This is a genomic window from Streptomyces reniochalinae, assembly GCF_003323735.1.
Lineage (GTDB): Bacteria > Actinomycetota > Actinomycetes > Streptomycetales > Streptomycetaceae > Streptomyces > Streptomyces reniochalinae.
In genome coordinates this window covers 39,646-61,772 of the sequence record NZ_QOIM01000017.1, presented here as the reverse complement: position 1 = coordinate 61,772, position 22,127 = coordinate 39,646, and the positions used below count along the sequence as shown (strand labels likewise).

22 protein-coding genes are annotated in these 22,127 nt (G+C 72.6%); 10 read left to right on the top strand and 12 right to left on the bottom strand.

Features of this window, described 5'->3' with window-relative positions; all coding sequences use genetic code 11:
- Positions 1-94: 94 nt before the first annotated feature.
- Positions 95-676 carry a transglutaminase-like domain-containing protein gene (locus DQ392_RS00380; RefSeq protein ID WP_114013404.1) on the bottom strand — a complete coding sequence of 194 codons (582 nt, stop codon included), beginning with the start codon at positions 674-676 and terminating at the stop codon, positions 95-97.
- 395 nt (positions 677-1,071) lie between these two features.
- Between DQ392_RS00380 and DQ392_RS00370 the strand changes: the two genes are divergently transcribed.
- The gene (locus DQ392_RS00370; protein ID WP_114013402.1) at positions 1,072-4,275 is read left to right on the top strand and encodes an ATP-binding protein; all 3,204 of its coding nucleotides are present in this window, start codon (positions 1,072-1,074) and stop codon (positions 4,273-4,275) included.
- On the opposite strand, the gene DQ392_RS00365 is transcribed toward DQ392_RS00370, so the two are convergent.
- The 5 genes from DQ392_RS00365 to DQ392_RS00345 all read right to left on the bottom strand — a co-directional run bounded on the left by DQ392_RS00365 (position 4,256) and on the right by DQ392_RS00345 (position 9,538).
- Positions 4,256-5,047: an ABC transporter permease gene (locus DQ392_RS00365; protein ID WP_114013401.1), complete on the bottom strand. Its 792-nt coding sequence runs from the start codon at positions 5,045-5,047 to the stop codon at positions 4,256-4,258. The two genes, DQ392_RS00370 and DQ392_RS00365, sit on opposite strands and share 20 nt — an antisense overlap.
- Positions 5,044-6,057, bottom strand: coding sequence for an ATP-binding cassette domain-containing protein (locus DQ392_RS00360; protein WP_114013400.1), 1,014 nt, complete (start codon positions 6,055-6,057; stop codon positions 5,044-5,046). The genes DQ392_RS00365 and DQ392_RS00360 overlap by 4 nt, the downstream gene beginning before the upstream one ends.
- 141 nt (positions 6,058-6,198) lie before the next feature.
- Positions 6,199-7,308, bottom strand: a complete 1,110-nt coding sequence (locus tag DQ392_RS00355; RefSeq protein WP_181856213.1) for a threonine aldolase family protein — start codon at positions 7,306-7,308, stop codon at positions 6,199-6,201.
- The gene (locus tag DQ392_RS00350; RefSeq protein ID WP_114013399.1) at positions 7,287-8,069 is read right to left on the bottom strand and encodes an SDR family NAD(P)-dependent oxidoreductase; all 783 of its coding nucleotides are present in this window, start codon (positions 8,067-8,069) and stop codon (positions 7,287-7,289) included. Before DQ392_RS00350 ends, DQ392_RS00355 begins: the two co-directional genes overlap by 22 nt.
- Before the next feature lie 53 nt (positions 8,070-8,122).
- Complete coding sequence (locus DQ392_RS00345) at positions 8,123-9,538, bottom strand: DUF6421 family protein (protein ID WP_114013398.1); 1,416 nt, start codon at positions 9,536-9,538, stop codon at positions 8,123-8,125.
- A 391-nt stretch (positions 9,539-9,929) separates the two neighbouring features.
- On the opposite strand from DQ392_RS00345, the gene DQ392_RS00340 reads away from it, so the two are divergent.
- Positions 9,930-10,613 carry a glycerophosphodiester phosphodiesterase gene (locus DQ392_RS00340; RefSeq protein WP_114013397.1) on the top strand — a complete coding sequence of 228 codons (684 nt, stop codon included), beginning with the start codon at positions 9,930-9,932 and terminating at the stop codon, positions 10,611-10,613.
- Between the two features lie 38 nt (positions 10,614-10,651).
- Here the strand turns inward: DQ392_RS00340 and DQ392_RS00335 are convergent, their stop codons facing one another.
- Positions 10,652-11,203 carry a GNAT family N-acetyltransferase gene (locus tag DQ392_RS00335; RefSeq protein WP_114013396.1) on the bottom strand — a complete coding sequence of 184 codons (552 nt, stop codon included), beginning with the start codon at positions 11,201-11,203 and terminating at the stop codon, positions 10,652-10,654.
- 140 nt (positions 11,204-11,343) lie between these two features.
- Here DQ392_RS00335 and DQ392_RS00330 point away from each other — a divergent pair, with 140 nt between their 5' ends.
- Positions 11,344-11,736 carry a VOC family protein gene (locus tag DQ392_RS00330; protein WP_114013395.1) on the top strand — a complete coding sequence of 131 codons (393 nt, stop codon included), beginning with the start codon at positions 11,344-11,346 and terminating at the stop codon, positions 11,734-11,736.
- Between the two features lie 310 nt (positions 11,737-12,046).
- Here the strand turns inward: DQ392_RS00330 and DQ392_RS00325 are convergent, their stop codons facing one another.
- Entirely contained in the window at positions 12,047-13,279 is a 1,233-nt protein-coding gene (locus DQ392_RS00325; RefSeq protein ID WP_114013394.1) for an acyl-CoA dehydrogenase family protein, read from the bottom strand.
- A 182-nt stretch (positions 13,280-13,461) separates the two neighbouring features.
- On the opposite strand from DQ392_RS00325, the gene DQ392_RS00320 reads away from it, so the two are divergent.
- The gene (locus DQ392_RS00320; protein WP_114013393.1) at positions 13,462-14,106 is read left to right on the top strand and encodes a TetR/AcrR family transcriptional regulator; all 645 of its coding nucleotides are present in this window, start codon (positions 13,462-13,464) and stop codon (positions 14,104-14,106) included.
- Between the two features lie 134 nt (positions 14,107-14,240).
- Here DQ392_RS00320 and def read toward each other — a convergent pair whose 3' ends face one another.
- Positions 14,241-14,819, bottom strand: coding sequence for a peptide deformylase (gene def / locus DQ392_RS00315; RefSeq protein ID WP_114013392.1), 579 nt, complete (start codon positions 14,817-14,819; stop codon positions 14,241-14,243).
- Between the two features lie 118 nt (positions 14,820-14,937).
- On the opposite strand from def, the gene DQ392_RS00310 reads away from it, so the two are divergent.
- From DQ392_RS00310 to DQ392_RS34230, 4 genes are all read left to right on the top strand, one after another.
- Positions 14,938-16,176 carry a MurT ligase domain-containing protein gene (locus DQ392_RS00310; protein ID WP_114013391.1) on the top strand — a complete coding sequence of 413 codons (1,239 nt, stop codon included), beginning with the start codon at positions 14,938-14,940 and terminating at the stop codon, positions 16,174-16,176.
- An 87-nt stretch (positions 16,177-16,263) separates the two neighbouring features.
- Positions 16,264-16,992: a type 1 glutamine amidotransferase gene (locus tag DQ392_RS00305; RefSeq protein ID WP_114013390.1), complete on the top strand. Its 729-nt coding sequence runs from the start codon at positions 16,264-16,266 to the stop codon at positions 16,990-16,992.
- Positions 16,993-17,163: 171 nt separating this feature from the next.
- Complete coding sequence (locus tag DQ392_RS00300) at positions 17,164-18,114, top strand: cytochrome c oxidase assembly protein (RefSeq protein WP_114013389.1); 951 nt, start codon at positions 17,164-17,166, stop codon at positions 18,112-18,114.
- A gap of 187 nt (positions 18,115-18,301) precedes the next feature.
- On the top strand, positions 18,302-18,475 hold the full coding sequence (locus DQ392_RS34230) for a hypothetical protein (protein WP_181856212.1): 174 nt from the start codon (positions 18,302-18,304) through the stop codon (positions 18,473-18,475).
- A 164-nt stretch (positions 18,476-18,639) separates the two neighbouring features.
- Here the strand turns inward: DQ392_RS34230 and DQ392_RS00295 are convergent, their stop codons facing one another.
- The 3 genes from DQ392_RS00295 to DQ392_RS00285 all read right to left on the bottom strand — a co-directional run bounded on the left by DQ392_RS00295 (position 18,640) and on the right by DQ392_RS00285 (position 21,016).
- Positions 18,640-19,179 (bottom strand): type 1 glutamine amidotransferase domain-containing protein, encoded by a 540-nt coding sequence (locus tag DQ392_RS00295; RefSeq protein WP_114013486.1) that lies wholly within the window; start codon positions 19,177-19,179, stop codon positions 18,640-18,642.
- 128 nt (positions 19,180-19,307) lie between these two features.
- Positions 19,308-20,117, bottom strand: a complete 810-nt coding sequence (locus tag DQ392_RS00290; RefSeq protein ID WP_114013388.1) for an ABC transporter permease — start codon at positions 20,115-20,117, stop codon at positions 19,308-19,310.
- Positions 20,118-20,194: 77 nt separating this feature from the next.
- A complete protein-coding gene (locus DQ392_RS00285; protein WP_114013387.1) occupies positions 20,195-21,016 on the bottom strand; it encodes an ABC transporter ATP-binding protein in 822 nt (273 codons plus the stop codon).
- A gap of 85 nt (positions 21,017-21,101) precedes the next feature.
- Between DQ392_RS00285 and DQ392_RS00280 the strand changes: the two genes are divergently transcribed.
- Together DQ392_RS00280 and DQ392_RS00275 are read left to right on the top strand one after the other, a co-directional pair.
- Complete coding sequence (locus DQ392_RS00280; RefSeq protein WP_114013386.1) at positions 21,102-21,770, top strand: TetR/AcrR family transcriptional regulator; 669 nt, start codon at positions 21,102-21,104, stop codon at positions 21,768-21,770.
- Positions 21,767-22,102: a DUF6204 family protein gene (locus DQ392_RS00275; RefSeq protein ID WP_245980997.1), complete on the top strand. Its 336-nt coding sequence runs from the start codon at positions 21,767-21,769 to the stop codon at positions 22,100-22,102. The genes DQ392_RS00280 and DQ392_RS00275 overlap by 4 nt, the downstream gene beginning before the upstream one ends.
- Positions 22,103-22,127: the final 25 nt, after the last annotated feature.

Here is a 22,127-nt window from a genome sequence, read left to right as displayed (position 1 = left end):
ACATCCCGAGCGCCACCCGCACGAGGGGGACGCGCCACAGCCGGCGCGACGGCGACCCGGCGCCGGTCTCCCGCCCCGCCCTCCCGTCGGCCGGCTACAGCGCCACGTCCAGCAACCGCCACAGGTGGGCGCGGTCGGTGGCCTGGCGCAGAGCGCGCAGCACGACGGGGTGGGGCTCGGCATAGAGGAGCGGATAGTCGCACTCCCCCTTCTCGGGCCAGGCGGCGAACGCGAGCTGCTCGCGATCGAGGCTGAACCGGGCATCGACTCCGGGCTTGTTGCCCCGCGCGTCCTGCCGCACCCAGCGCGACGAGCCCGGAAGCCGCAGGGCGACCAGCCCGTGGAGGACGTCCAGCTTCTGGTAGCAGAACCCGGCGGGCACACCCTCCGCGCGCAACAGGGCCACCAGCGCGTGCGACTTGGAGTGGCAGATACCGATCCGCCGGGTCAGCACGTCGGAGGCTTGCCAGGTGAGGCGCCAGTCGTCGACGTCGGCCGAGTGCGGAACCGTGTCGCGGACGAACTCGTAGGCGCTGCGCGCGTAAGCGGCCAGATCCCCCTCGGCTCCGGCCATCAGGCCGGCCGCCGTCTCGCGGACCCGGGGATGGGTGTGATCGACGGCCTCGTCCGCGGCGAGGTAGGCGGACTCGTCTGCGGTGACCTGTGTGAGCCTCATGCCGCGTCAGCGTACGAAGCCCCGCACCGCAATTCAATGGAATTACGTCACACTGCATAATTATACCTCCACGGTTCCGGGGGCGGGAGGACTCCGCCGGGTACCGGCGCACATCGCCAACGGCCCTCCGCGAAGAGCGGGATGCCCCCGTGGTCGTGTCTTCAAAGTCCCGCCTGCCTGGCGGCGCCTGGCACGCACGCTCGCGGCGTTGTCGTCGGTCGCCGCTTCCCCCAGGGCTCGGCTTCGCTCGCCCCGGGAGGTGCCCCCACGCAGGGACTCCCTCCTCCGCCTTGCGAGCGCACGCACCAGACACCGCCAGGCCCGCCCTCCGGGCGGACGCCGCTACTTTGAAGACACTCCCGTGGGCCCGCACGCGCCTTGGCTAATCTGCACGGGTGACCACCGACCTGACCCTGCTGCCGCGCGTCGCCTATCGCGGGCAGGAGATCACCGCACCCCGGCTCCGCGGCCTGCTCGCCCTCCTCGCGGGCGACCTGCGCGCGGGATGCAGCACCGGGCGGCTGGTGGCCGGGCTGTGGCCCGGCACGCTGCCGGAGCGGCCGGGAAAGGCGGTACAGGTCCTGGTGTCCAGGGCGCGGGCACAGCTGGGCGCCGACGTCATCGTCAGTACGCCGACCGGATACCGCCTCGCACTGGCCGAGGAACAGGTCGACAGCTGTGCACTGGCGGCGCACGCCGCCGCGAGCGCGGAGCGGGCCGGAGCCGGGAACCACGCCGGATCGCTGGCCGCTGCCGAGGCCGGACTCGCGCTGTGGGAGGGCACCGAGGCCGGCACGGGACCCACGGACGACCCGGTGGCCGCGCTCCGCGGCGAACTGGCCCGGGCGCACGGCACGCTCCTCCGTGCCAGGGCGCTCGCACTCGCCCGGCTGGGCCGCCACGCCGAGGCCGCCGGGCCGCTGGCCGAGGCCGCGGCGGCGCACCCGCACGACGAGGAGGTGCTCGCCGAGCTGCTGCGCACCGAGGCGCGGACAGCGGGCCCGTCCGCGGCGCTGACACGGTACGAGATCTACCGCCGCCGCCTGCGCGAGCGTCTGGGCACGGATCCCGGGGCCGGGCTCATGGCCGTACAGCGGCAGCTCCTGAACGGTGTAGAGCCCGTGGTCAGGCACGGCGTGCCGCACGAACCGAATCCGCTGCTCGGCCGGGACGAGGACATCGCGGCGGTGGAAGCGCTCTCGCGCGTCTCCCGCGCCGTCACCGTCGTCGGCCCCGGCGGCCTCGGCAAGACCCGGCTCGCACACGCCGTCAGCCGCCGGGCCGCACAGGCGGTGGTGTTCTTCGTGCCGCTCGCCGGCGTGACCGTCGACGAGGACGTGGCCGGGGAGGTGGCCTCCGCGCTCGGCGCGGGAGAGGGGCGGCACGGCGCCATGAGCGGCCCTCTGGCGGCCGACCCGGTCTCCGGCATCCTCGGTGTGCTCGGCTCGGGGCCCGCGCTGCTCGTGCTCGACAACTGCGAGCAGGTCGTGCGCGGTGCCGCAGCGCTCGTACGGGCCCTGGTCTCCTCCTCGCAGGAGCTGCGGGTGCTCGCCACCAGCCGGGCCCCGCTCGGCCTCACCTCCGAGGCGGTGTACGCGCTGCCAAAGCTCGGCCTGGACACCTGCGTGGAACTGTTCACCCAGCGGGCCAGGGCCGCGCGCCCCGGCGTGGAGCTGCCGCCGGAGACGGTGGCGGGCCTGTGCCGCCACCTCGACGGGCTGCCGCTCGCCGTGGAGTTGGCGGCGGCGCGGGTGCGGGTGCTGTCCGTGCCGCAGATCGCCCGCCGCCTCGGCGACCGGTTCGCGCTGCTGCGCGGCGGGGCGCGGGACGCCCCGGAGCGCCACCGCACGCTGCACGCGGTCGTGGAGTGGAGCTGGAACCTGCTCGCGCACGACGCCCGGGCGGCGTTGCGTACGCTCTCCGTCTTCCCCGGCGGGTTCCTTGGCGAAGCCGCGGACAAGGTGCTCGGCGAGGACGCGCTTCCCCTTCTGGAACAGCTGGCCGACCAGTCGCTGCTGACCGTCGCCGACACCCCGGCCGGCGCGCGGTTCGGCATGCTGGAGACGGTACGGGAGTTCAGCGCGGCCCGGCGCGCCGAGGCGGGCGAGGACGAGGAGGCCGTCGACCTGTTCCTCGCCTGGGCGCGGGACTTCGGGGTCGCCCACCACGACGTGCTCTTCGGCTCAGGGCCGGTTCCCAGCCCCCGGCCGTCCCTCGGACCGGCCGGGGGAAGCCCCCCTCGCGGGAAGGATCCGATCGCCGCCTGGGAGCGGATCAAGGCCGAGCAGGACAACCTCGTAGCGGCCCTGCGACACGCCCTGGCCCGTACGGACGGTCCCACCCTCGCCGCGCTCACCGCCGTCCTCGCCAGTCTGTGGTCCACCGACACCAACTTCCCCCGCCTCGCCGCGCTCGCCGCGGACACCGGGCCGCCGCTGTCGCACTACCGGCCCGCACCCGAGTACGTCGAAGTCGCCCGTGCGGCCGCGGTGTTGTGCACCGCGAGTCTGTTCATGGCCTACGGGCCGCCCCCCACGCGGCAGCTCGTCGCACTGCGGCGGCTGCCCTCGGCGGCGCCGGACACGCTGCTGCGGGCAGCCGGAGCGGTGCTGAGCGCGGTCCCCGAGATGCGCCCTCCCCACTACGAGGTGCTGCGGGAACTGTGCGCCAGCGAGCAGCCCCTGGTGGCCGGCGTCGCCGAGTGCATCGCCTCCTACGCCTGGGAGTTCGAGCACCAGGTCGAGCGCGCGCTCACCTCGGCCCGCCGGATGATCACCACGCTGGCACCGTTGGACAACCCGTCCGTGCTGCTCACCGGGCACGCCAGGCTGAGCGAGCTGTGCCTGCGCACCGGGCAGGGCGAGGCGGCGTACGAGCACCTCAAGGCGGTGCTCGAGGTACTGCCGCGGCTCAACGACGGGCGCGACTACCTCTTCATCCGCTCGTCCCTCGTCCTGGCCTGCCTCCAGCGCGGCGACCCCGACGAGGCCGAGTACTGGCTGCGCCAGGCGGCCGGCGAGGACCCCCAGCAGCAGGACGCCTTCTACATGCCCGACTTCGGCGGGCGCGCCGAGATCGCGCTGGCCCGCGGGCAGACGGAGGCCGGACTCGGCCTGTGGCGCGGCGCGGTGGAGCGGCTGGGCACGGCGGGCTCGGCGCACAGCGGTGACTTCTGGCTCGACCCGTGGGCGTTCCAGGTCCAGTCGGCGGCGGTGGCGGCGCACGCCTACGCCGGCCGGCTCGAACTGGTCGCGGGGCCCCTCGAGCGGCTGTGGCAGGGGCTGCGGACCCTGCTCTCCCGCCCGTCCGGCTCGCCCATGGAACTCCTCGTGTGGGGGACGGTGCTGCACGCCCTGGGCCTGGCGGAGCTCGCCTCCGGCGGAACCGCCACAGGTGCCGGTGCCGTACGGATGATCGCGCTGGCGGAACGGGTGGGGGTGGCGCGCGAGTTCGGGCCGACGATGTCGGCGGACCGCGCCAGGAAGGCGGCCGGGGACGCCCACAGGGCGGCGTACGCCGACGCGGTGTCGGAGTACGCCGCCCTGGAGCGGGACGCACTGCGGCAAGCGGTCCGCGCGCTCATCCCCGTTCGCGGTTGAACAACGCCGTCGACCAGAGGTAGCCGAGCCCGGCCAGGCCGACGCACCACAGGACCGCGAGCCACCCGTCGTCGCCGATCCCGGTGCCCAGCAGCAGCCCGCGGAGCGTCTCGATGGCGGGCGTGAAGGGCTGGTACTCGGCGATCGGCTGGAACCAGCCCGGCATCGTGTCGGCCGGGATGAACGCACTCGAGATGAGAGGGAGGAGGACCAGCGGCATGGCCATGTTGCTGGCGGCCTCGGCGTTCGGACTGGCCAGTCCCATACCGACGGCGATCCAGGTGAGCGCCGTGGCGAAGAGCACCAGCAGCCCGGCCGCGGCCAGCCACTCCAGGGCCGAGGCGTCCGCGGACCGGAAACCGATGGCCACGGCGAGGGCACCCACGAGGACGACGCTCAGGACGGACTGGAGCACGCTGCCGACGACGTGCCCGATGAGCACCGAGCCGCGGTGGATCGCCAGCGTGCGGAAGCGGGCGACGATGCCCTCGGTCATGTCGGTCGCGACGGACACCGCGGCCCCGACGACGGTGCCGCCGATGGTCATCAGCAAAATGCCCGGGACGATGTAGGCGATGTACGCGGAGCGGTCCGCGCCCCCGCCTCCGAGGCCCGCGCTCATCACGTCGCCGAAGATGTAGACGAACAGCAGGAGCAGCATGATCGGCGTGAGGAGGAGGTTGAGGGTGAGGGAGGGGTAGCGGCGGGCGTGCAGCAGGTTGCGGCGCAGCATCGTGTACGCGTCGCGTGCGGCCAGGGAGAGAGCGCTCATCGGGCCGCCTCCGTGTGCCGGCCCTGGCGGGTGGGCTGGTCCGGTTGTGCGGGCGGAGTGGGTGGCGCGGGTGGGGTGCTGTCGCCGGTGAGGGCGAAGAAGACGTCGTCGAGGTCGGGGGTGTGCACGGTCAGCTCGTCCGCCTCGACACCGGCCGAGTCCAGCCGGGCCAGCAGCGAGCGCAGCGCGCGCTGGCTGCCGTCGCTGGGAATCCGCAGCGACAGCGCCTCGCTGTCGGCGGCGACCTCGCCCAGCGCCACGGCCGCACCCCGGCAGGCGTCCTGATCGGTGAACCGCAGCCGGACGTACCCGCCGGGAACCAGCCGCTTGAGCTCCTCGGCACTCCCCTCCGCCGCGATCCGCCCCCCGTGCAACACCGCGATACGGTCGGCCAACTCGTCGGCCTCGCCCAGGTACTGGGTGGTCAGGAAGACCGTGGCCCCCTCGAAGACCAGGTCCCTGACGATGTCCCACACGGTCTGCCGGGAACGCGGGTCAAGACCCGTGGTCGGCTCGTCGAGGAAGATGACCTGCGGCCTGCCCACCAGCGTCATCGCCAGATCCAGCCGCCGCCGCATACCGCCCGAATAGGTCGCCGCCGGCTTCTTCGCCGCCTCCGCCAGAGCGAACCGCTCCAGCAACTCCCCAGCGATCCGCCGCCCCTCGCGGCGCGAGAGATGGTGCAGATCCGCCATCAGCAGCATGTTCTCCTCACCCGTGATCAACCCGTCCACGGCCGAGAACTGCCCCGTCACCCCGATCGCTCCGCGCACCGCCTGCGCCTCCGCCACCACGTCACGACCCGCCACCCTGGCCCGCCCACCGTCCGCGGCCACCAGAGTGGAAAGAATCCTCACCGCGGTCGTCTTGCCCGCACCGTTGGGACCGAGCAGGGAGAAGACCGTGCCCTGGGGCACGGTCAGGTCGATGCCGTCGAGGACCTTCTTCTCACCGAAGGACTTGCGCAGCCCGGCGGCTTCGATAGCTGGGTTGTTCGCTGCCGTTGTCATGCGGCACAGCCTGCGCCGGTGCGGGTTCAGCCTGGTTTCAGCCTGGTTTCAGCGCCCTGATACCGGCCGCGGGACGCCACGGCCCGGTCTTTCGCGGCCCGGGTGGGAACGCCGGGCCGCGGGCAGGCGTACTACGGGCCGTCAGCGGCCCATCTCCTCGCGCAGCGCGGCGACGAAACCGTCCACGTCCTGCTCGCTCGTGTCGAAGGAGCACATCCACCGCACGTCGCCGGCCGCCTCGTCCCAGAAGTAGAAGCGGTACCGCTTTTGGAGGCGTTCGCTCACGTCGTGCGGAAGGCGGGCGAAGACGGCGTTGGCCTGGACGGGGTGGAGGATCTCCACTCCCCGCACGCCCCTGACGCCCTCGGCCAGCCGCTGCGCCATCGCGTTGGAGTGCCGCGCGTTGCGCAGCCACAGGTCTCCCGCCAGCAGCGCTTCCAGCTGCACCGAGATGAAGCGCATCTTGGAGGCGAGCTGCATCGACAGCTTGCGCAGATGCTTCATGTGGCGCACCGCGTCGGGGTCGAGGACGACGACGGCCTCGCCGAAGAGCATGCCGTTCTTGGTGCCCCCGCAAGAGAGGATGTCGACCCCTGCCGCGTTGGTGAAGGCGCGCATGGGCACGTCCAGCGTGGCTGCCGCGTTGGCGATGCGGGCGCCGTCCAGGTGCACGAGCATGCCGCGCTCGTGCGCGTGGTCGCACAGCGCGCGTATCTCCTCCACCGTGTAGACCGTGCCCAGCTCGGTGTTCTGGGCGATCGAGACGACCTGCGGCATGGCCCGGTGCTCGTCGTCCCAGCCGAACGCCTCCCGGTCGATCAGCTCGGGGGTGAGCTTGCCGTCCGGGGTGGGGACGGTCAGCAGCTTCAGCCCGCCGACCCGCTCGGGGGCGCCGCACTCGTCGACGTGGATGTGCGCGGTGTCGGCACAGATCACCGCACCCCAGCGGTCGGTCAGCGCCTGGAGCGCGACGACGTTGGCTCCGGTCCCGTTGAAGACCGGGAACGCCTCGGCGCGGCGCCCGAAGTGGCTGCGGACGACGTCTTGCAGGTGCGCGGTGTAGTCGTCCGCTCCGTAGGCGGACTGGTGGCCGCCGTTGGCGAGCGCCAGTGCCGCCAGGATCTCCGGGTGCACGCCCGCGTAGTTGTCGCTGGCGAACCCGCGGACATCCGGGTCGTGGCGGCGCCTGGCATCGGTGGCCGGCCGCGCCGGGGACCGGTCGGGGCGGTTCAGGTGCGGGGCGTCAGCCACAGGCGGGTTCCGTTCAGCTCTTCGGCGGGTTTGGTCCAGGTCTCGGCGACGGCCTTGGCGAGGTCGCCCACGTCCGTGAAACCCGCGAACTTCGCGTTCGGCCGGTCGGCCCGCATCTGGTCGTTCACCAGCGCCTTCACCACCAGGATGGCAGCGGCCGCCGGCGGCGGACTCTCGCCCCCCGCCTTACGGAAGGCGTCACCGAGCGCGAGCGTCCACGCCTCGGCTGCCGCCTTGGACGCGGCGTAGGCGGCGTTGCCCGCGGTGGGCTTGCTGGCACCGAGCGCGCTGATCAGCAGGAACCGGCCGTCGCCCGCACGCTTGAGCGGGGCTTCGAAGGCGAGGGAGGTGTGCTGGAGGGTGCGGATGAGGAGGCTGTGCAGGGTGTCCCAGTCGGCCAGGTCGGTCTCGGCGAACGAGGACGAGCCGCGCCAGCCGCCCACCAGGTGCACGAGGCCGTCGACGCGGCCGTACTCCTTCTCCGTCTTCGCGGCCCAGGCGCGGGTCTCCTCCAGGTCGAGCAGGTCCACGGTGTCCCCCGTGACCGTCGCTCCCCCGTGGGCGAACCTGGCGGCATCCACGGCCTGCGCCAGCCGCCCGGCGTCCGCGTCGCAGCCCACGACCGTCGCGCCCTCCTCCGCGAGCCTCAGCAGCGTGGCCTGCCCCGCTGGCCCCGCCGCCCCGGCGACAGCGATCACCCGGCCCTGGAGCCCGCCCTCACCGTTGCCCTCGTAGCCGCGCCGTGTCGTCGTGTCCGTCATCTCCGTCGCCTCCTCGCGTTCCCGACCTGCCGCCGCGCCGCCCGGTCCACCGCTCACGCCGCGGTTGCCGGGATCCGGCTGTCAGCGGTGATGCCCTGAGTCGATGCGATCACACTCCGCAGCTTCTTCGCGAGGGCCTCGTAGAACATGCTGAGCGGAAACTCGTCGGGCAGCACCTCGTCCACCAGCTTGCGCGGCGGCAGGCTCAGGTCGAGGGCGTCGGGTCCCTTGGCCCAGGTGGACCCCGGGTGCGGGGCGAGGTAGCGGGAGACCAGCTCGTACGCCTTGAACCAGTGCACCAGCTTGGGGCGGTCGATCCCGGCGCGGTAGAGCGTCTCGATCTCCTCGCGGAGGGCGACGGTGACCTGGCGGGCGAGGTCCCAGTCGATGGCGAGCTTGTTGTCCGTCCAGCGCAGCGCGTCGTGCTGGTGGAGGTAGGCGAAGAGCAGCTGGCCGCCGAGGCCGTCGTAGTTGCGCTTGCGCTCCCCGGTGACGGGGAAGCGGAAGAGCCGCTCCAAGAGCATGGCGTACTGCACGTCGCGGCCCTGCGGCAGGCCGTCGGCCTCCAGCTTCACGCCCTCGTGGAAGGCGGTCAGGTCGCAGCGCAGCTCTTCGAGGCCGTACATCCAAAACGGCTGCCGCTGTTTGATCATGAAGGGGTCGAACGGGAGGTCGCCGTGGCTGTGGGTGCGGTCGTGGACCATGTCCCACAGCACGAACGTCTGCTGGCAGCGTTCCTGGTCGGCCAGGAGTTCGCGCGCTTCCTCGGGGAGTTCGAGGCTGGTGACGTCGCAGGCCGCCTGGACGACGCGGCGGAAGCGGGCCGCCTCGCGGTCGCAGAAGATGCCGCCCCAGGTGAAGCGCTCGGGGGCCTCGCGCACGGCGATGGTCTCGGGGAAGAGCACCGCGGAGTGGGTGTCGTAGCCGGAGGTGAAGTCCTCGAAGGTGATGCCGCAGAAGAGGGGGTTGTCGTAGCGGGTGCGCTCCAGCTCGGCCAGCCAGTCGGGCCACACCATGCGCAAGACGACCGCCTCCAGGTTGCGGTCCGGGTTGCCGTTTTGCGTGTACATCGGGAAGACGACCAGGTGCTGGAGGCCGTCGGCGCGGCCCCGCGCGGGCTGGAAGGCGAGCAGCGAGTCGAGGAAGTCGGGCACCCCGAAACCGCCGTCGGCCCAGCGGCGCAGGTCGGTGACCAGGGCACGGTGGTAGTCGGCGTCGTGCGGCAGTAGCGGGGAGAGTTCCTGAACGGCGCTCACGACGCGCTCCAGCTCCTCGCGTACCGCCTCGGGCGCCGGAGCGTCCTCGGCGTCGAAGTCGATCGAGCCGTCCTTGGACTGTGCGGGTCGTACCGCCTCGACGGCCGTCTTCAGTACGGCCCAGGCGGGGTGGGCGGCCACACTCTCGGCGACGGCGCCCCCGGACGGCGAAACGCCGCCTTCGGAAGGCGCGGGCGAAAGGATTTCCGTCATGTTGACCCCTCCACAGGAGAAACTCACGTAAGGAAACCGTATACGCGTCGCCTTCTCTCCTCAAGGGGAGGGCACAGAAGATTATCCGGCGCCGCCGGGGGTATCACCGTCATTCTTCCGGCCAATGTCGATGCGGGCGATCACCTTTCCCAGCAGAGCCCAGCAGCTGGCAGAGCCCGCGGCTCCGCAGGAGAGCGAGAGGACCTCGCAGGGCTTCGGCAGCGCGCCGGCAGAGCCTCACGGACGCCGGCAGCAGAGCGGCCGGCCCCACGCAGCACACCGGGGGCGGGGGCGGTCACCCGGACGTCCGGTGCGTGGCCACCCGGCCGCGGGCCGACCGCTACTCTGGCCGCGCCACCGCCTTGACACCGCACGAAAGCGAGACCGCACCGTGCCACTGCTCACCGTCGGACACCGCGGAGTGATGGGCGTCGAGCCCGAGAACACCCTGCGCTCCTTCGTCCGCGCCGAACGCGAGGGGCTCGACGTCATCGAACTGGACCTGCACCTGAGCAAGGACGGCGCGCTGGTGGTGATGCACGACGCCGACGTGGCCCGCACGACGGACGGCGCGGGTCCCATCGGCGAGCTCACCCTCGCCCAGCTGCGCGAGCTGGACGCGGGGCAGGGCGAGCGGGTGCCGGTCTTCGAGGAGGTCGTGGACGCCGTCGGCAGCCCGCTCCAGGCCGAGATCAAGGACCGCGCCGCGGCACGCGTACTGGCCGACACCATCGAGCGGCGCGGGCTGCACGACCGCGTGACGGTGATCTCCTTCCACGCCGAAGCGCTCCGCGAGACCCGCCGGCACCTGCCCGACATCCCCCTGGTGCTGGTGGCGGGCCGTTCCTCCCCCACCGCGCCCGAGCGCGCCAGGGAACTGGGCGCCGGCATGATCTCGCTGGAGCTGCGGCACCTCGACGCGGACATCGTCGCCCGCGCCCACGCCGCCGGGATCAAGGTCATCAGCTGGACCGTCAACACCGACGAGGACCTGGCACGGGTCCGCGAGCTGGGTCTGGACGGCGTCGTCACGGACATGCCCGGTATCCGGGCGGCGGCCGGCGCCCCGGCCTGAGACGGGAGGGGGCGCCGCGCGGGCCCCCTCCCGGTGGCTCACCCCAGCGGTTTGACCAGGTACTCGAAGGCGAGGTCGGGCCGCTGCGGGATACCGAAGCGCTCGTCGCCGTAGGGGAAGGGGAGGAACTCACCGGTGCGGGTGTAGCCGCGGCGCTCGTACCAGGCGATCAGGTCCTCCCGCTGCCTGATGACCTGCATCCGCATCCGGGTGGCTCCCCACCGGACGCGCACCGTCCGCTCGGCCTCCGCGAGCACGGCCCGGCCGACACCGCCGCCTTGCAGGCCGGGGCTGACCGCGAACATGCCGAAGTACGCCTCCTCACCCCGCTGCTCGAGCTGGCAGCAGGCGACGACGGCGTCCTCGCGCTCGACCACCAGCATGAGGCTCTGCGGGTCGCGGACGACGGCGCCGACACCCTCGGGGTCGGTGCGCCGGCCCTCCAGCAGATCGGCCTCGGTGGTCCAGCCCGCGCGGCTGGCGTCCCCGCGGTAGGCGGACTCCACGAGCGCGGTGAGCACGGGGACGTCGGCCTCGACGGCATGGCGGAAGGTGAGGGGCAGCTCGCCCCGCTGCGCGGTGTCGCTCATGTCGACCGACCTTATCGGGCATACCGCATGGAGCGCGGCGCCGGCCCGGGTCCGCCCGGCACGGACGCCCGGTACGGACATGCGGCGCGGACGCGCAGCACCGGACGGCACCAGGCGGGTCACCACTACAGTGCCGAGGCATGGTGCATGTACTGAGCAGCCGCATCCTGCTGCGGCCCACGGATCCCGACAGGTCGCGGGCCTTCTACGGCGAGACGCTGGGCCTGGAGGTCTCCCGCGAGTTCGGCACGGGCCCTGAGCGGGGCACGGTCTACTTCCTGGGCGGCGGTTTCCTGGAGGTCTCCGGGCGGAGCGAGGGCCCCGCAGGTGAGACGCTCCAGCTGTGGCTCCAGGTGGCCGACGTGGCGAGCGCACACGAGGAGCTCGCCGGGGCGGGGGCCGAGGTGCTGCGGCCCCCGGTGCGGGAACCCTGGGGGCTGATCGAGATGTGGATCGCCGATCCCGACGGGCACCGCATCGTGCTGGTCCAGGTCCCCGACGACCATCCGCTGCGCTACCGGCCGGGGATCTGAGCGGTCCCGACCGTCCGGATCCCGGCGCACGCGGCGAGGGGGTCTGAACGGTTGCGCCCGTCCGGACCCCGTTGCGCCCATCCGGACCCCGGGGCCGCGGCGGGGTCCGCTCACGCCCCTGATGTCCGCAGCAGGGGCCCGGGCACCGCCGCCCCCTCCGCGGCCGCGGTCGGGGTGGCGGCCGCATGGCCGAGGACGAGGCCGGGCCGGTGGGGACGCCGGGGGTGCCGGGAGAGACCTCGGGACGGCGGTCCCACCGGGCGCCGGGTCGGCGCCCGGTGCGGCCCCGGCGCCCGGTGCGGTCCGGCCGTCAGCGGATCGGCATGCCGGACAGGGTGCGGGCGATGACCAGGCGCTGGATCTCGCTCGTGCCCTCGAAGATGGAGTAGATCACGGCGTCGCGGTGCATCCGCTCCACCGGGTACTCGCGGGTGTAGCCGTTGCCACCGAGGATCTGGATGGCCTGCGCGGTGACCTTCTTGGCCGTCTCGCTGGCGAACAGCTTGGACATGGAGCCCTCGGCGGACTCGAACTTGCGCCCGCTCACGCCCATCCAGGAGGCGCGCCACACCAGCAGGCGGGCGGCGTCGATGCTGGTGCGCATGTCGGCGAGCTGGAAGGCGACGCCCTGGTTGTCGATGATCGGGCGGCCGAACTGCTCACGCGTCCTGGCGTAGTCGAGCGCGACCTCGTACGCGGCGCGCGCGGTGCCGACGGCCATCGCGCCGACGGCCGGGCGGGAGGCCTCGAAGGTCGCCATCGCGGCGTTCTTCACCCTCTCGCCCCCCTTCTTGGCGCGCTCCTTGGCGCGGGCGAGGCGCTCGTCCAGCTTCTCCTTGCCGCCGAGCAGGCAGTGCCCTGGCACCCGCACGTCGTCCAGGACGACCTCGGCGGTGTGCGAGGCGCGGATGCCGTGCTTGAGGAACTTCTGCCCCTGGGACAGGCCCGGGGTGCCGGGCGGAATGATGAAGGAGGCGTGGCCCTTGGAGCCGAGTTCGGCGTCGACGCTGGCCACGACCACGTGCACGTTGGCGATGCCGCCGTTGGTGGCCCAGGTCTTGGTGCCGTTGAGCACCCACTCGTCCTTGGCCTCGTCGTAGACGGCGCGGGTGCGCATGGAGGCGACGTCGGATCCCGCGTCCGGTTCCGAGGAGCAGAAGGCGGCGACCTTCACGTCACTGGCGTCGCCGTACATCTGGGGCACCCAGGTGCCGATCTGCTCCTCGGTGCCGTTGGCCAGGACACCGACGGCGGCCAGACCCGTGCCGACGATCGACAGGGCGATGCCCGCGTCGCCCCAGAACAGCTCCTCCATCGTCATGGGGATGCCGAGCCCTGTCGGGTCGAAGAACTGCTGGGCGTAGAAGTCGAGCGAGTAGAGGCCGATCTTGGCGGCCTCCTGGATGATCGGCCAGGGGGTCTCCTCGCGCTCGTCCCACTCGGCTGCCGCGGGGCGCATCACGTCGGCGGCGAACCCGTGGAGCCAGTCGCGGACTTCCTTCTGGTCGTCGTTGAGGTCCAGTGCGAACTCGGTTTCGGCCATCGTCGGTCCTCCGCCAGTCTCATTCAGTCGTTACCATCGGTAATCCGCAGTCTGTTACCCGCCAGTAGCCGATGTCAACTCCCGCTCACCGCCCCGCTGCGCACCACATCCGCGCACGTGAGCGCCGTCGGAGGGTGTTACGTTGCGGCGTTGGAGCACGCGCGAGGGGGCGGGAGACGCACATGGAGACCACACGCCAGGACGACCGGGTCAACTCCACCGAACAGCGGCGCAGGGAGCTGCTGGAGGCCGCCGACCGGGTCGTACTGCGGGAAGGCCCGGGCGCCTCCATGAACGCCATCGCCGCCGAGGCCGGCATCACCAAGCCCATCCTCTACCGGCACTTCGGTGACAAGGGCGGCCTCTACCGCGCCCTCGCCGTCCGGCACACCGACTCCCTGCTGGCCTCACTGCGCGCCGCCCTGGACGCGCCCAGCGAACGGCGCGAGCGCGTCGAGGCCACGCTGGAGACGTATCTGGCCGCCATCGAGGCCCACCCGCAGGTCTACCGCTTCCTGATGCATCCGGCGGAGGACTCCCCCGGCAGCGAACGGGGCTTCGACGTGGGACAGCACTCGGCTCCCCTGCTGCGCCGGCTGGGCGAGGAGCTGGCCGAGGTCATCGCCGAGCGGCTCGATCTGGGGCCCGAGAGCGACGAGCTGGCCCGGGTGTGGGGGCACGGCATCGTCGGCATGATGCACGCGGCCGGCGACTGGTGGCTGCGCGAGAAGCCGTGCGAGCGCGACCAGTTGGTGCGTCACCTGGCCGACCTGCTGTGGGGCAGGCTGGCCGCGGCGGGCGACCGCGTGGGCGGCCCGCGCTTCTGAGCCCGGACGGGGGCCCGGGCTTCCGAACCCCGGCCGTGCCGCTCCCCTGCGCGAACCGCGCCGCTGTCCGTCCGCGCACCGTACCGCCGGCCGTCCGCGGGCGCGCTGCCATCAGCCCGTAGCGGGCCGCACTGCTACCCGTCCGCAGGCAGCCGCTCTCCCTCGGCGGGCAGCGGCGCGGACCACTCCGCCCTGCGGACGGCGCGCAGGGTGCGCCACCGCGCCACCCCGCCGAGCCGGTCGGTGTAGAGGCCACCGGAGAGGTGGTCGTGCTCGTGCTGGAGGCACCGCGCGAAGAAGCCGGTGCCCTCGATCCGGACCGGGCTCCCCGCCACGTCCTCCCCCTCGACGACCGCCACGTCGCAGCGCGGCGTCGGGGCCTCGAGCCCGGGCAGCGACAGGCAGCCCTCAGGGCCCCGAACGGTCGGCCCCTCCGTGTGCACCAGCCGCGGGTTGACGACATGGCCCCGGTGGCGGCGGTCCTCGTCGTCCGGGCAGTCGAAGACGAACACCCGGAGCGGAACACCGACCTGGCAGGCCGCGAGCCCGACACCGCGGGCCGCGTACATCGAGGCGAACAGGTCCTCCACCAGCTCATCCAGCGCCCCGTCCGCCTCCGTGACGGTGCGGCTGGGGGCGTGCAGCACCGGATCGCCGTACGTCCGCACCGGGCGTACGGCGCCGTCGGAGCCCGGGATACGGCCGCGTCGCATGGCCGCCACCCTACGCCGGGCGCCGGACCGGTGATCTTCGCAGGGTGGCGCGGTCCTGACCCGGCCCGTGTCTCGGTAGGCTTCTCCTCTACGCGAGGGGCAAGGAGGTTCAACGACGATGTCAGGCAATGCGGAGCCACTGTCGCCGCGGTCCAAGCTGGCCGTGACGGCGGGCAAGGCGGCCGCGGCGGTGTCGCGGGCCGCGGGCCGCGGCAGCGGGTCGGTGATCGGCGGCAAGGTCGCGCTGAGGCTCGACCCGGACCTGCTGCAGCGGCTGGCCCAGCACCTGGACGTGGTGCTGGTGTCCGCCACCAACGGCAAGACGACGACCACCCGGCTGATCGCCGAGGCGCTGCGCGCCAACGGCGAGGTGGTCTCCAACGCGCTGGGCGCCAACATGCCTGCCGGCATCACCTCGGCACTGGCCGGCGGATCGAGCGCCCGGTACGGCGTGATCGAGGTGGACGAGAAGTACCTGTCCGGTGTGGCACGGGACGTGACGCCCAAAGCCATAGCGCTGCTGAACCTCTCGCGTGACCAGCTCGACCGCGCGGCCGAGACCCGGATGCTGGCCGAGCGGTGGCGCGAGGGCCTCTCGGGCCAGAAGGCCGTCATCGTGGCCAACGCCGACGACCCGCTCGTGGTCTGGGCCGCCTCCTCCTCTCCGAACGTGGTGTGGGTGGCCGCGGGCCAGGAGTGGAAGGACGACGCGTGGTCCTGCCCCGCCTGCGGCGGCGTGATGCAGCGCCCCGGCGACGACTGGTTCTGCGCCGAGTGCGGCTTCCGCCGCCCGACGCCGACCTGGGCGCTCTCGGGTGACCACGTACTCGACCCGCACGGCTCCGCCTGGCCGATCCACCTCCAGCTGCCCGGGCGGGCCAACAGGGCCAACGCGGCGACCTCGGCCGCGGTCGCCGCCGCCTTCGGGGTGCCTCCGCAGACGGCGCTGGAGCGGATGTACGCGGTCAAGGCCGTCGCCGGCCGGTATGACGTGGTGCGCTACCAGGACCGCGACATCCGGCTGCTCCTGGCCAAGAACCCCGCCGGATGGCTGGAGACCTTCTCGCTGATCGACCCGCCGCCCGCCCCGGTGATCCTCTCGGTGAACGCCCGCAGCGCGGACGGCACCGACACCTCCTGGCTGTGGGACGTCGACTACGGGCGCCTCGCCGGGCACCCGATCTGCGTGATCGGCGACCGCAAGCTGGACCTCGCGGTGCGGCTGGAGGTCGCGGGCGTGCAGTTCCAGGTGTGCGAGGACGCCGCGGACGCGGTGCGCAGGTGCCCGCCGGGACGGATCGAGGCCATCGCGAACTACACCGCGTTCCAGGACCTGCGCCGCGCCGTCGGCAACTGACCACCCGTATCTTGGGAGTCCGGACGGCCCCCACGCCGACCCTCGGCCGTCCGGCCCCTTCGACCCCGCTCAAGGAGAACTGGCGGCATGAGTGACACGAGTCTGCGTCTGGTGTGGGTCTACCCCGACCTGCTGAGCACGTACGGCGACCAGGGCAACGCGCTCGTGGTGGAGCGGCGGGCGCGGCAGCGGGGGCTGGATGTCCAGCGGCTGGACGTCCGCTCCGACCAGCCGATCCCCACCTCCGGCGACATCTACCTGATCGGCGGCGGCGAGGACAGGCCGCAGCGGCTGGCCGCCGAGCGGCTGCTGCGCGACGGCGGGCTGAACCGGGCGGTGGACAACGGCGCCATCGTCTTCGCCGTGTGCGCCGGCTACCAGATCATGGGCCACGAGTTCGTCAACGACCTCGGTGAGCGGTCGGCCGGGCTCGGGCTGCTCGATGTGACCAGCAGTCGCGGCGAGGCCGCACGCTGCGTCGGCGACGTCCTCGGGGACGCCGACGAGTACCTGGGCCTCCCCCAGCTGACGGGCTTCGAGAACCACCAGGGCATCACCCACCTCGGCCCGGGGGTACGGCCGCTGGCCCGGGTGCGGCTCGGCAACGGCAACGGGACGGGCGACGGCACCGAGGGTGCCTGGCGGGACACGGTCTTCGGCACCTACCTGCACGGTCCGGTGCTGGCCCGCAACCCGCTGATCGCCGACATGCTGATCAAGCTGTCGCTGGACGTGAACGCGCTCACGCCCGTCGACGACACGTGGTACGACGCGCTGCGCCAGGAGCGGATCGCCGCGGCGACGCAGCCGGCCTGAGCCCACCCGAGCCGGCCCGGTCGGTCCCCTCGACCGGTCTACTCGGACCCGAGGGCCTGTCGAGGCCGGTTCCGACACGACACCGCCCGTGACGGGTGCCCCGCCGAGGGTGCCCACCACGGGCGGTTCTAGGCTGGTGCGGGCGTATCGGTCGGTTGCGGGAGAGTTCGGATGGATCACGGCGGGCACGGCATGACGATGGATCTGCCGCCGTTCACGGTCGCGCGGGGACTCGCGTTCACGGGTGAGCCGTTCTTCCTGGTGGGGTGCCTGCTCGCGCTCGCGCTCTACGGCTGGGGAGTGGTGCGGCTGCGGCGGCGGGGCGACGCGTGGCCGGTGGGCCGCACCATCGGCTTCGTCGCCGGTGTGCTGACCGTGGCCCTGGTGATGTGCACCGGGCTCAACGAGTACGGCATGGTGCTCTTCAGCGTGCACATGGTGCAGCACATGGTGATCAGCATGCTGTCGCCGATCCTTCTGCTGCTGGGCGCTCCGGTGACGCTGACCCTGCGGGCGCTGCCGTCCGCCGGGCGGGGCCGCAAGGGGCCGCGGGAGCTGCTGGTGGCGCTGCTGCACAGCCGCTACCTGCGGGTGATCACCCACCCCGCCTTCACGATCCCGCTGTTCATCGCGAGCCTGTACGCGCTCTACTTCACCCCGCTCTTCGACTTCCTGATGGGCTCCCTGGCCGGGCACATCGCGATGATGGTGCACTTCCTGGCCGTGGGCCTGGTGTTCTTCTGGCCGATCATGGGTGTGGACCCGGGCCCGCACCGGCCCGGCTTCGTGATGCGGATCCTGGAGCTGTTCGCGGGCATGCCCTTCCACGCGTTCTTCGGCATCGCGCTGATGATGGCGTCCGAGCCGATGATCGAGACGTACTCCGACCCGCCCGCCTCCCTGGGTGTCAGCGCGCTGTCGGACCAGTCGGCCGCGGGCGGCATCGCCTGGGCGTTCAGCGAGATCCCCTCGGTGATCGTGCTGGTGGCCCTGGTGTTCCAGTGGTACGTCTCCGAGCAGCGTCACGCCAGGCGCCGGGACCGCAGGGCGGACCGGGACGGCGATCAGGAGCTGGCCGCGTACAACGCCTACCTGGCCTCCCTCAGGACCAGGGAGCAGTGAGGACGGCCGGAGCCGGCACGCCTTCCTCCCGGCGAGCCCTTGGGGGCGCGGCGAGGTGTTCACGGGAGCGTTGAGGCGCGCGGTGGCGCACGGGGCCGCGGACGGGCGACCATGGTGGCCTGGCCGCGGCCCCGGCGCGTGCGCGACCCGTACACCGCGGGGCCGCCGGGAGGAGGACGGTGCTGTGATGGCTGGTCTGACGCGGGTGCCGGCATCCGCGAAGGCGATGACCGTGTGCACGGTCGTGGGCCTGGTGGTGGTCACGGCGTACACGGTGGCCCTGGGAAGCAGCGGGTGGCTCTGGTTCTGCTGGGTGGTGCTGGGCCTGGTCACGCTGGGCGTGTACGCGACCCGGAACTGAGAGGGCCGTGTACGCGACCCGGAGCTGAGAGGACACCGGCGGCGGGGAACGTCGCGGAGCAGGACCGAGGAAACGCGCCGCACACGCGCGCCGGGCTCCGGCGGCCCTGAGAGGCCGCCGGAGCCCGGCGCGGGGGTGGCCCCCCCGGGAAGTGACCTCGCCGGTCAGCCGCCGGCGCCGAACTCGGCCAGGAACGCCTTGTCGAACGCCTTCAGATCGTCCGGCTTACGACTGGTGATCAGCTTGTTGGTACCGCCGTCGCAGACCTTGACCTGCTCGTCGACCCAGTTGCCGCCCGCGTTGCGGATGTCGGTGCGCAGGCTGGGATACGAGGTCAGCGTCCTGCCGCGCACCACGTCGGCCTCGATCAGGGTCCACGGAGCGTGGCAGATCGCGGCCACCGGGAGCCCCGCGTCGAAGAACCCCTTCACGAACGCGACGGCCTTGGGGTCCGTGCGCAGGAAGTCGGGGTTGGCCACACCGCCGGGCAGGACGAGTCCGTCGAAGTCGGACGGCTCTGCCTGGGCGACGAGCTGGTCGACGGGGAAGGTGTCGCCCCGGTCCAGATGGTCGAAGGCCTGGATCGGCCCGGCACTGGTGGACAGCAGGATGGGCGTGCCACCCGCCTCCTTCACGGCGTCCCACGGGTCGGTCAGCTCGATCTGTTCTGCGCCCTCGGGCGCGACGAGAAAGGCAACACGCACGTACCTCACGTCCTTTCCGTCATCTCGCGTGCGCCCCTGCGGGTCCCCGCTGGGCGCGGACGTATGCGTGAGGCAGCGTCCCGAGCACGCCGAGCGCCCCGCGCGTTCCGAACACGCCGGGCCGGCTGTCAGCCCTGGGAGCGTCCCCGGAAGAGCCGGGCGGCACCCGCCAGACACACGGCGGCGAACCCGACGGTGACGGCGGCACCCACGGCGACCCCGGCCGTGGAGAAGTCGCCGCGGAAGACGTCGCGGACGGCGTCGACGGTGTAGCGGAACGGGACGGCGCGCGAGACGCCCTCGAGCCAGTCGGGGGCCAGTTCCATGGGCAGCAGCAGGCCGGAGAGCAGCATCAGCGGGAGCACGATCGTGTTGGCGATGGCGGCGAACTCGGGCGGCGTCTTCACGCGCATGCCCAGACCGTGGGAGAGCGCCGCGAGCGCGGCGGACAGCACCGCGACGAAGGCCAGACCCACGACGATCCCCCACCACGGGGCCCGCAGCCCGAAGGCCAGCCCGAGGAGCACGAGCAGCACGGACTGGGCCACCAGCTGCACGACGTCCCGCAGGGTGCGGCCCAGCAGCATGGCCGGCGGACTGACGGGGGTGACCCGCATCCGGTCGACGACGCCGGTGGTGCGCTCGACCAGCTGCCCCATTCCCACGTAGGAGCCGCCCAGCAGCGCCAGCTGGATGAGGAGGCCGGGCACGAGCATCTGCCACGACGACCCCTCCTGCCCCAGGTCGAGGCGGGTCAGCAGCGGCCCGAAGAGGGCCAGGAAGAGCAGCGGCTGGAGCATTCCGAAGTAGAGGCTCGTCTTCGAGCGCAGGGTCGCGCGCAGGCAGCGGCCGAAGACGAGGCCCGTGTCGGCCCAGAAGTGCCCGCCCTCCGGCGACGCGGGGGCAGTGGGTGGGGAAGGGGCGGTGGCGGTGGTCATGGCGGTGAGCGCTTCCGTCGGTGAGGCGACCGCGGCCGGTGTGTCAGACGCATCGGGCCGCCGGGGCGGGATGGGTTTCAGATGGCGACGGGTTCCCGGCTGGGGCCGCGTCCGGTGAGGGCGAGAAAGGCGTCCTGGAGGGAGGCGTCCGGGCCGGGCCCGTGGTCCCGCTTGAGCGCCTCGGGGGTGCCCTCGGCGACGGTGCGGCCGCTGTCCACGACGACGACCCGGTCGGCGAGCGCGTCGGCCTCGTCCAGGTAGTGGGTGGTCAGGAAGACCGTGGTGCCGTGGTCGCGGCGGATGCGGCGCACCAGGTCCCACAGTTCGGCGCGACTGCCCGGGTCGAGCCCGGTGGTGGGCTCGTCGAGGAAGAGCACCTCGGGCCGGTTGACCAGGCCGAGGGCGATCTCCAGCCGACGCCGCTGGCCACCGGAGTAAGCCGCCGTCGGCCGGTCCAGCAGCTCCGTCAGACCGAGGTCGTCGGCGAGTTCGGCGGCCCGGCGCCGCGCCTCGGCCCTGGGCACGTGGTGCAGCCTGGCCTGGGTGACCAGCTCCTCGCGGGCGCCGCAGCCCGGGTCGAGGCCGCCGGCCTGGGCCACGTAGCCGATCCGGGAGCGCACGGCGGCCGGCTCCGTGAGCAGGTCGTGCCCGGCGACGCGGGCCGTACCGCCGGTGGGCCGCAGCAGGGTGGTGAGCATGCGGAGCGTGCTGGTCTTGCCCGCTCCGTTGGGGCCGAGGAATCCGAGGATCTCCCCGCGCCCCACCGTCAGGTCGAGCCCCCGCACGGCGTGCACGGGGCCAGGACCGAGCGCGTAGGTCAGGCTGAGCCCGCGGATGTCGAGAGCGGGCCGGCCAGGAGAGGCGGCGGGTGCCGCAGGAGGTGTCGTACCAGATGCCATACGAGGTGCCATACAGAGGAGGAAAACACAGTGGACTGAAAAAATGCAATCCAATGCAGCTTTGCAGTCGGGTTAGACTTCCTGCATGAGTGAGGGGCTGCGGGAACGCAAGAAGCGGCAGACACGGCGGCGCATCCGCAAGGTCGCCATGCGCCAGTTCGTGGAGCGGGGCTTCGACAAGGTGACCATCGCGGAGGTCGCCGCCGAGGCGGAGGTGTCCGTGAACACCCTCTACAACTACTTCGAGGCCAAGGAGGACCTGGTGCTGCCGCCCGACGAGGCCTCCCCCCTGCGGCTCGCCGAGATCGTCCGCGAGCGGCCGGCGGGCGCCTCCCCCGCCCGCGCCGTACTCACCCGGCTCCGCGAGGAAGTACGCGGCCGCGAACGGCAGCTCGGCCTCACGGACGGCTTCGGGCAGGTCTTCGAGATGATGCGGGCCGCCCCCACCCTCACCGCACGCCTGGAGGATCTGGGCCACGAGATGACCGAGGCGCTGGCCGCACAGCTCGCCACCGAGACCGGCACCGACAGGGACGATCCCGCGCTGTGCGCCGCCGCAGGGCAGATCGGATGGTTCCACTCGATGGTCTTCGCCGAGATCGGGCGCCGCCTGGTCGCGGGACGCACCCCCGACGAGATCGCCACCGACGTCCTCCAACTCCTCGACGCCGTCGAGGAACTGCTGGGCGAACGCGCCTTCACCTACGCCGTACGCGGCGACACCCCACGAAAGGACCGACCGTGTTCCGGGTGACCATCAGAGGAACCTTCACCGGCCTCGGCGACGCCTCCCGCGCCGCTCTGCGGGAGGCGGCCGAGAGCTTCGGCACCTCCTTCACCGAAGCCGGCACCTTCACGTGCGACAGCAGCCTGTCGGCCTTCACCTTCCGCTGCCAGATCCCGCCGCCCCCCGAGGGAGAGGAACCCGACGAGGAGTCCTGGGCCGCCCTCCGCGCCACGGAAGCCCTGGAGGCCCACGGTCATCCCCATCGGATCCTGCGCGTGGCGGTCACGGACATGCGCGACATCAAAATCCGTCGCAAGGGAGGCAAAGGCGCAGGGGGCACGCGCGGTCCCCGCCGATGACCGGGCAGCCGGCGACCGGCCGCGT

Excerpts from the sequence above, each read along its gene's own strand:
- DQ392_RS00350 (WP_114013399.1), bottom strand. The coding sequence starts at position 8,069 with ATGACGGACACGACGACACGGCGCGGCTACGAGGGCAACGGTGAGGGC.
- DQ392_RS00330 (WP_114013395.1), top strand. The coding sequence starts at position 11,344 with ATGGTGCATGTACTGAGCAGCCGCATCCTGCTGCGGCCCACGGATCCC.
- DQ392_RS00285 (WP_114013387.1), bottom strand. The coding sequence starts at position 21,016 with ATGGCATCTGGTACGACACCTCCTGCGGCACCCGCCGCCTCTCCTGGC.
- DQ392_RS00310 (WP_114013391.1), top strand. The coding sequence starts at position 14,938 with ATGTCAGGCAATGCGGAGCCACTGTCGCCGCGGTCCAAGCTGGCCGTG.
- DQ392_RS00290 (WP_114013388.1), bottom strand. The coding sequence starts at position 20,117 with ATGACCACCGCCACCGCCCCTTCCCCACCCACTGCCCCCGCGTCGCCG.
- DQ392_RS00305 (WP_114013390.1), top strand. The coding sequence starts at position 16,264 with ATGAGTGACACGAGTCTGCGTCTGGTGTGGGTCTACCCCGACCTGCTG.
- DQ392_RS00380 (WP_114013404.1), bottom strand. The coding sequence starts at position 676 with ATGAGGCTCACACAGGTCACCGCAGACGAGTCCGCCTACCTCGCCGCG.
- DQ392_RS00365 (WP_114013401.1), bottom strand. The coding sequence starts at position 5,047 with ATGAGCGCTCTCTCCCTGGCCGCACGCGACGCGTACACGATGCTGCGC.
- DQ392_RS00360 (WP_114013400.1), bottom strand. The coding sequence starts at position 6,057 with ATGACAACGGCAGCGAACAACCCAGCTATCGAAGCCGCCGGGCTGCGC.
- DQ392_RS00300 (WP_114013389.1), top strand. The coding sequence starts at position 17,164 with ATGGATCACGGCGGGCACGGCATGACGATGGATCTGCCGCCGTTCACG.
- DQ392_RS00325 (WP_114013394.1), bottom strand. The coding sequence starts at position 13,279 with ATGGCCGAAACCGAGTTCGCACTGGACCTCAACGACGACCAGAAGGAA.
- DQ392_RS00345 (WP_114013398.1), bottom strand. The coding sequence starts at position 9,538 with ATGACGGAAATCCTTTCGCCCGCGCCTTCCGAAGGCGGCGTTTCGCCG.
- DQ392_RS00335 (WP_114013396.1), bottom strand. The coding sequence starts at position 11,203 with ATGAGCGACACCGCGCAGCGGGGCGAGCTGCCCCTCACCTTCCGCCAT.
- DQ392_RS34230 (WP_181856212.1), top strand. The coding sequence starts at position 18,302 with ATGGCTGGTCTGACGCGGGTGCCGGCATCCGCGAAGGCGATGACCGTG.
- DQ392_RS00320 (WP_114013393.1), top strand. The coding sequence starts at position 13,462 with ATGGAGACCACACGCCAGGACGACCGGGTCAACTCCACCGAACAGCGG.
- DQ392_RS00280 (WP_114013386.1), top strand. The coding sequence starts at position 21,102 with ATGAGTGAGGGGCTGCGGGAACGCAAGAAGCGGCAGACACGGCGGCGC.
- def (WP_114013392.1), bottom strand. The coding sequence starts at position 14,819 with ATGCGACGCGGCCGTATCCCGGGCTCCGACGGCGCCGTACGCCCGGTG.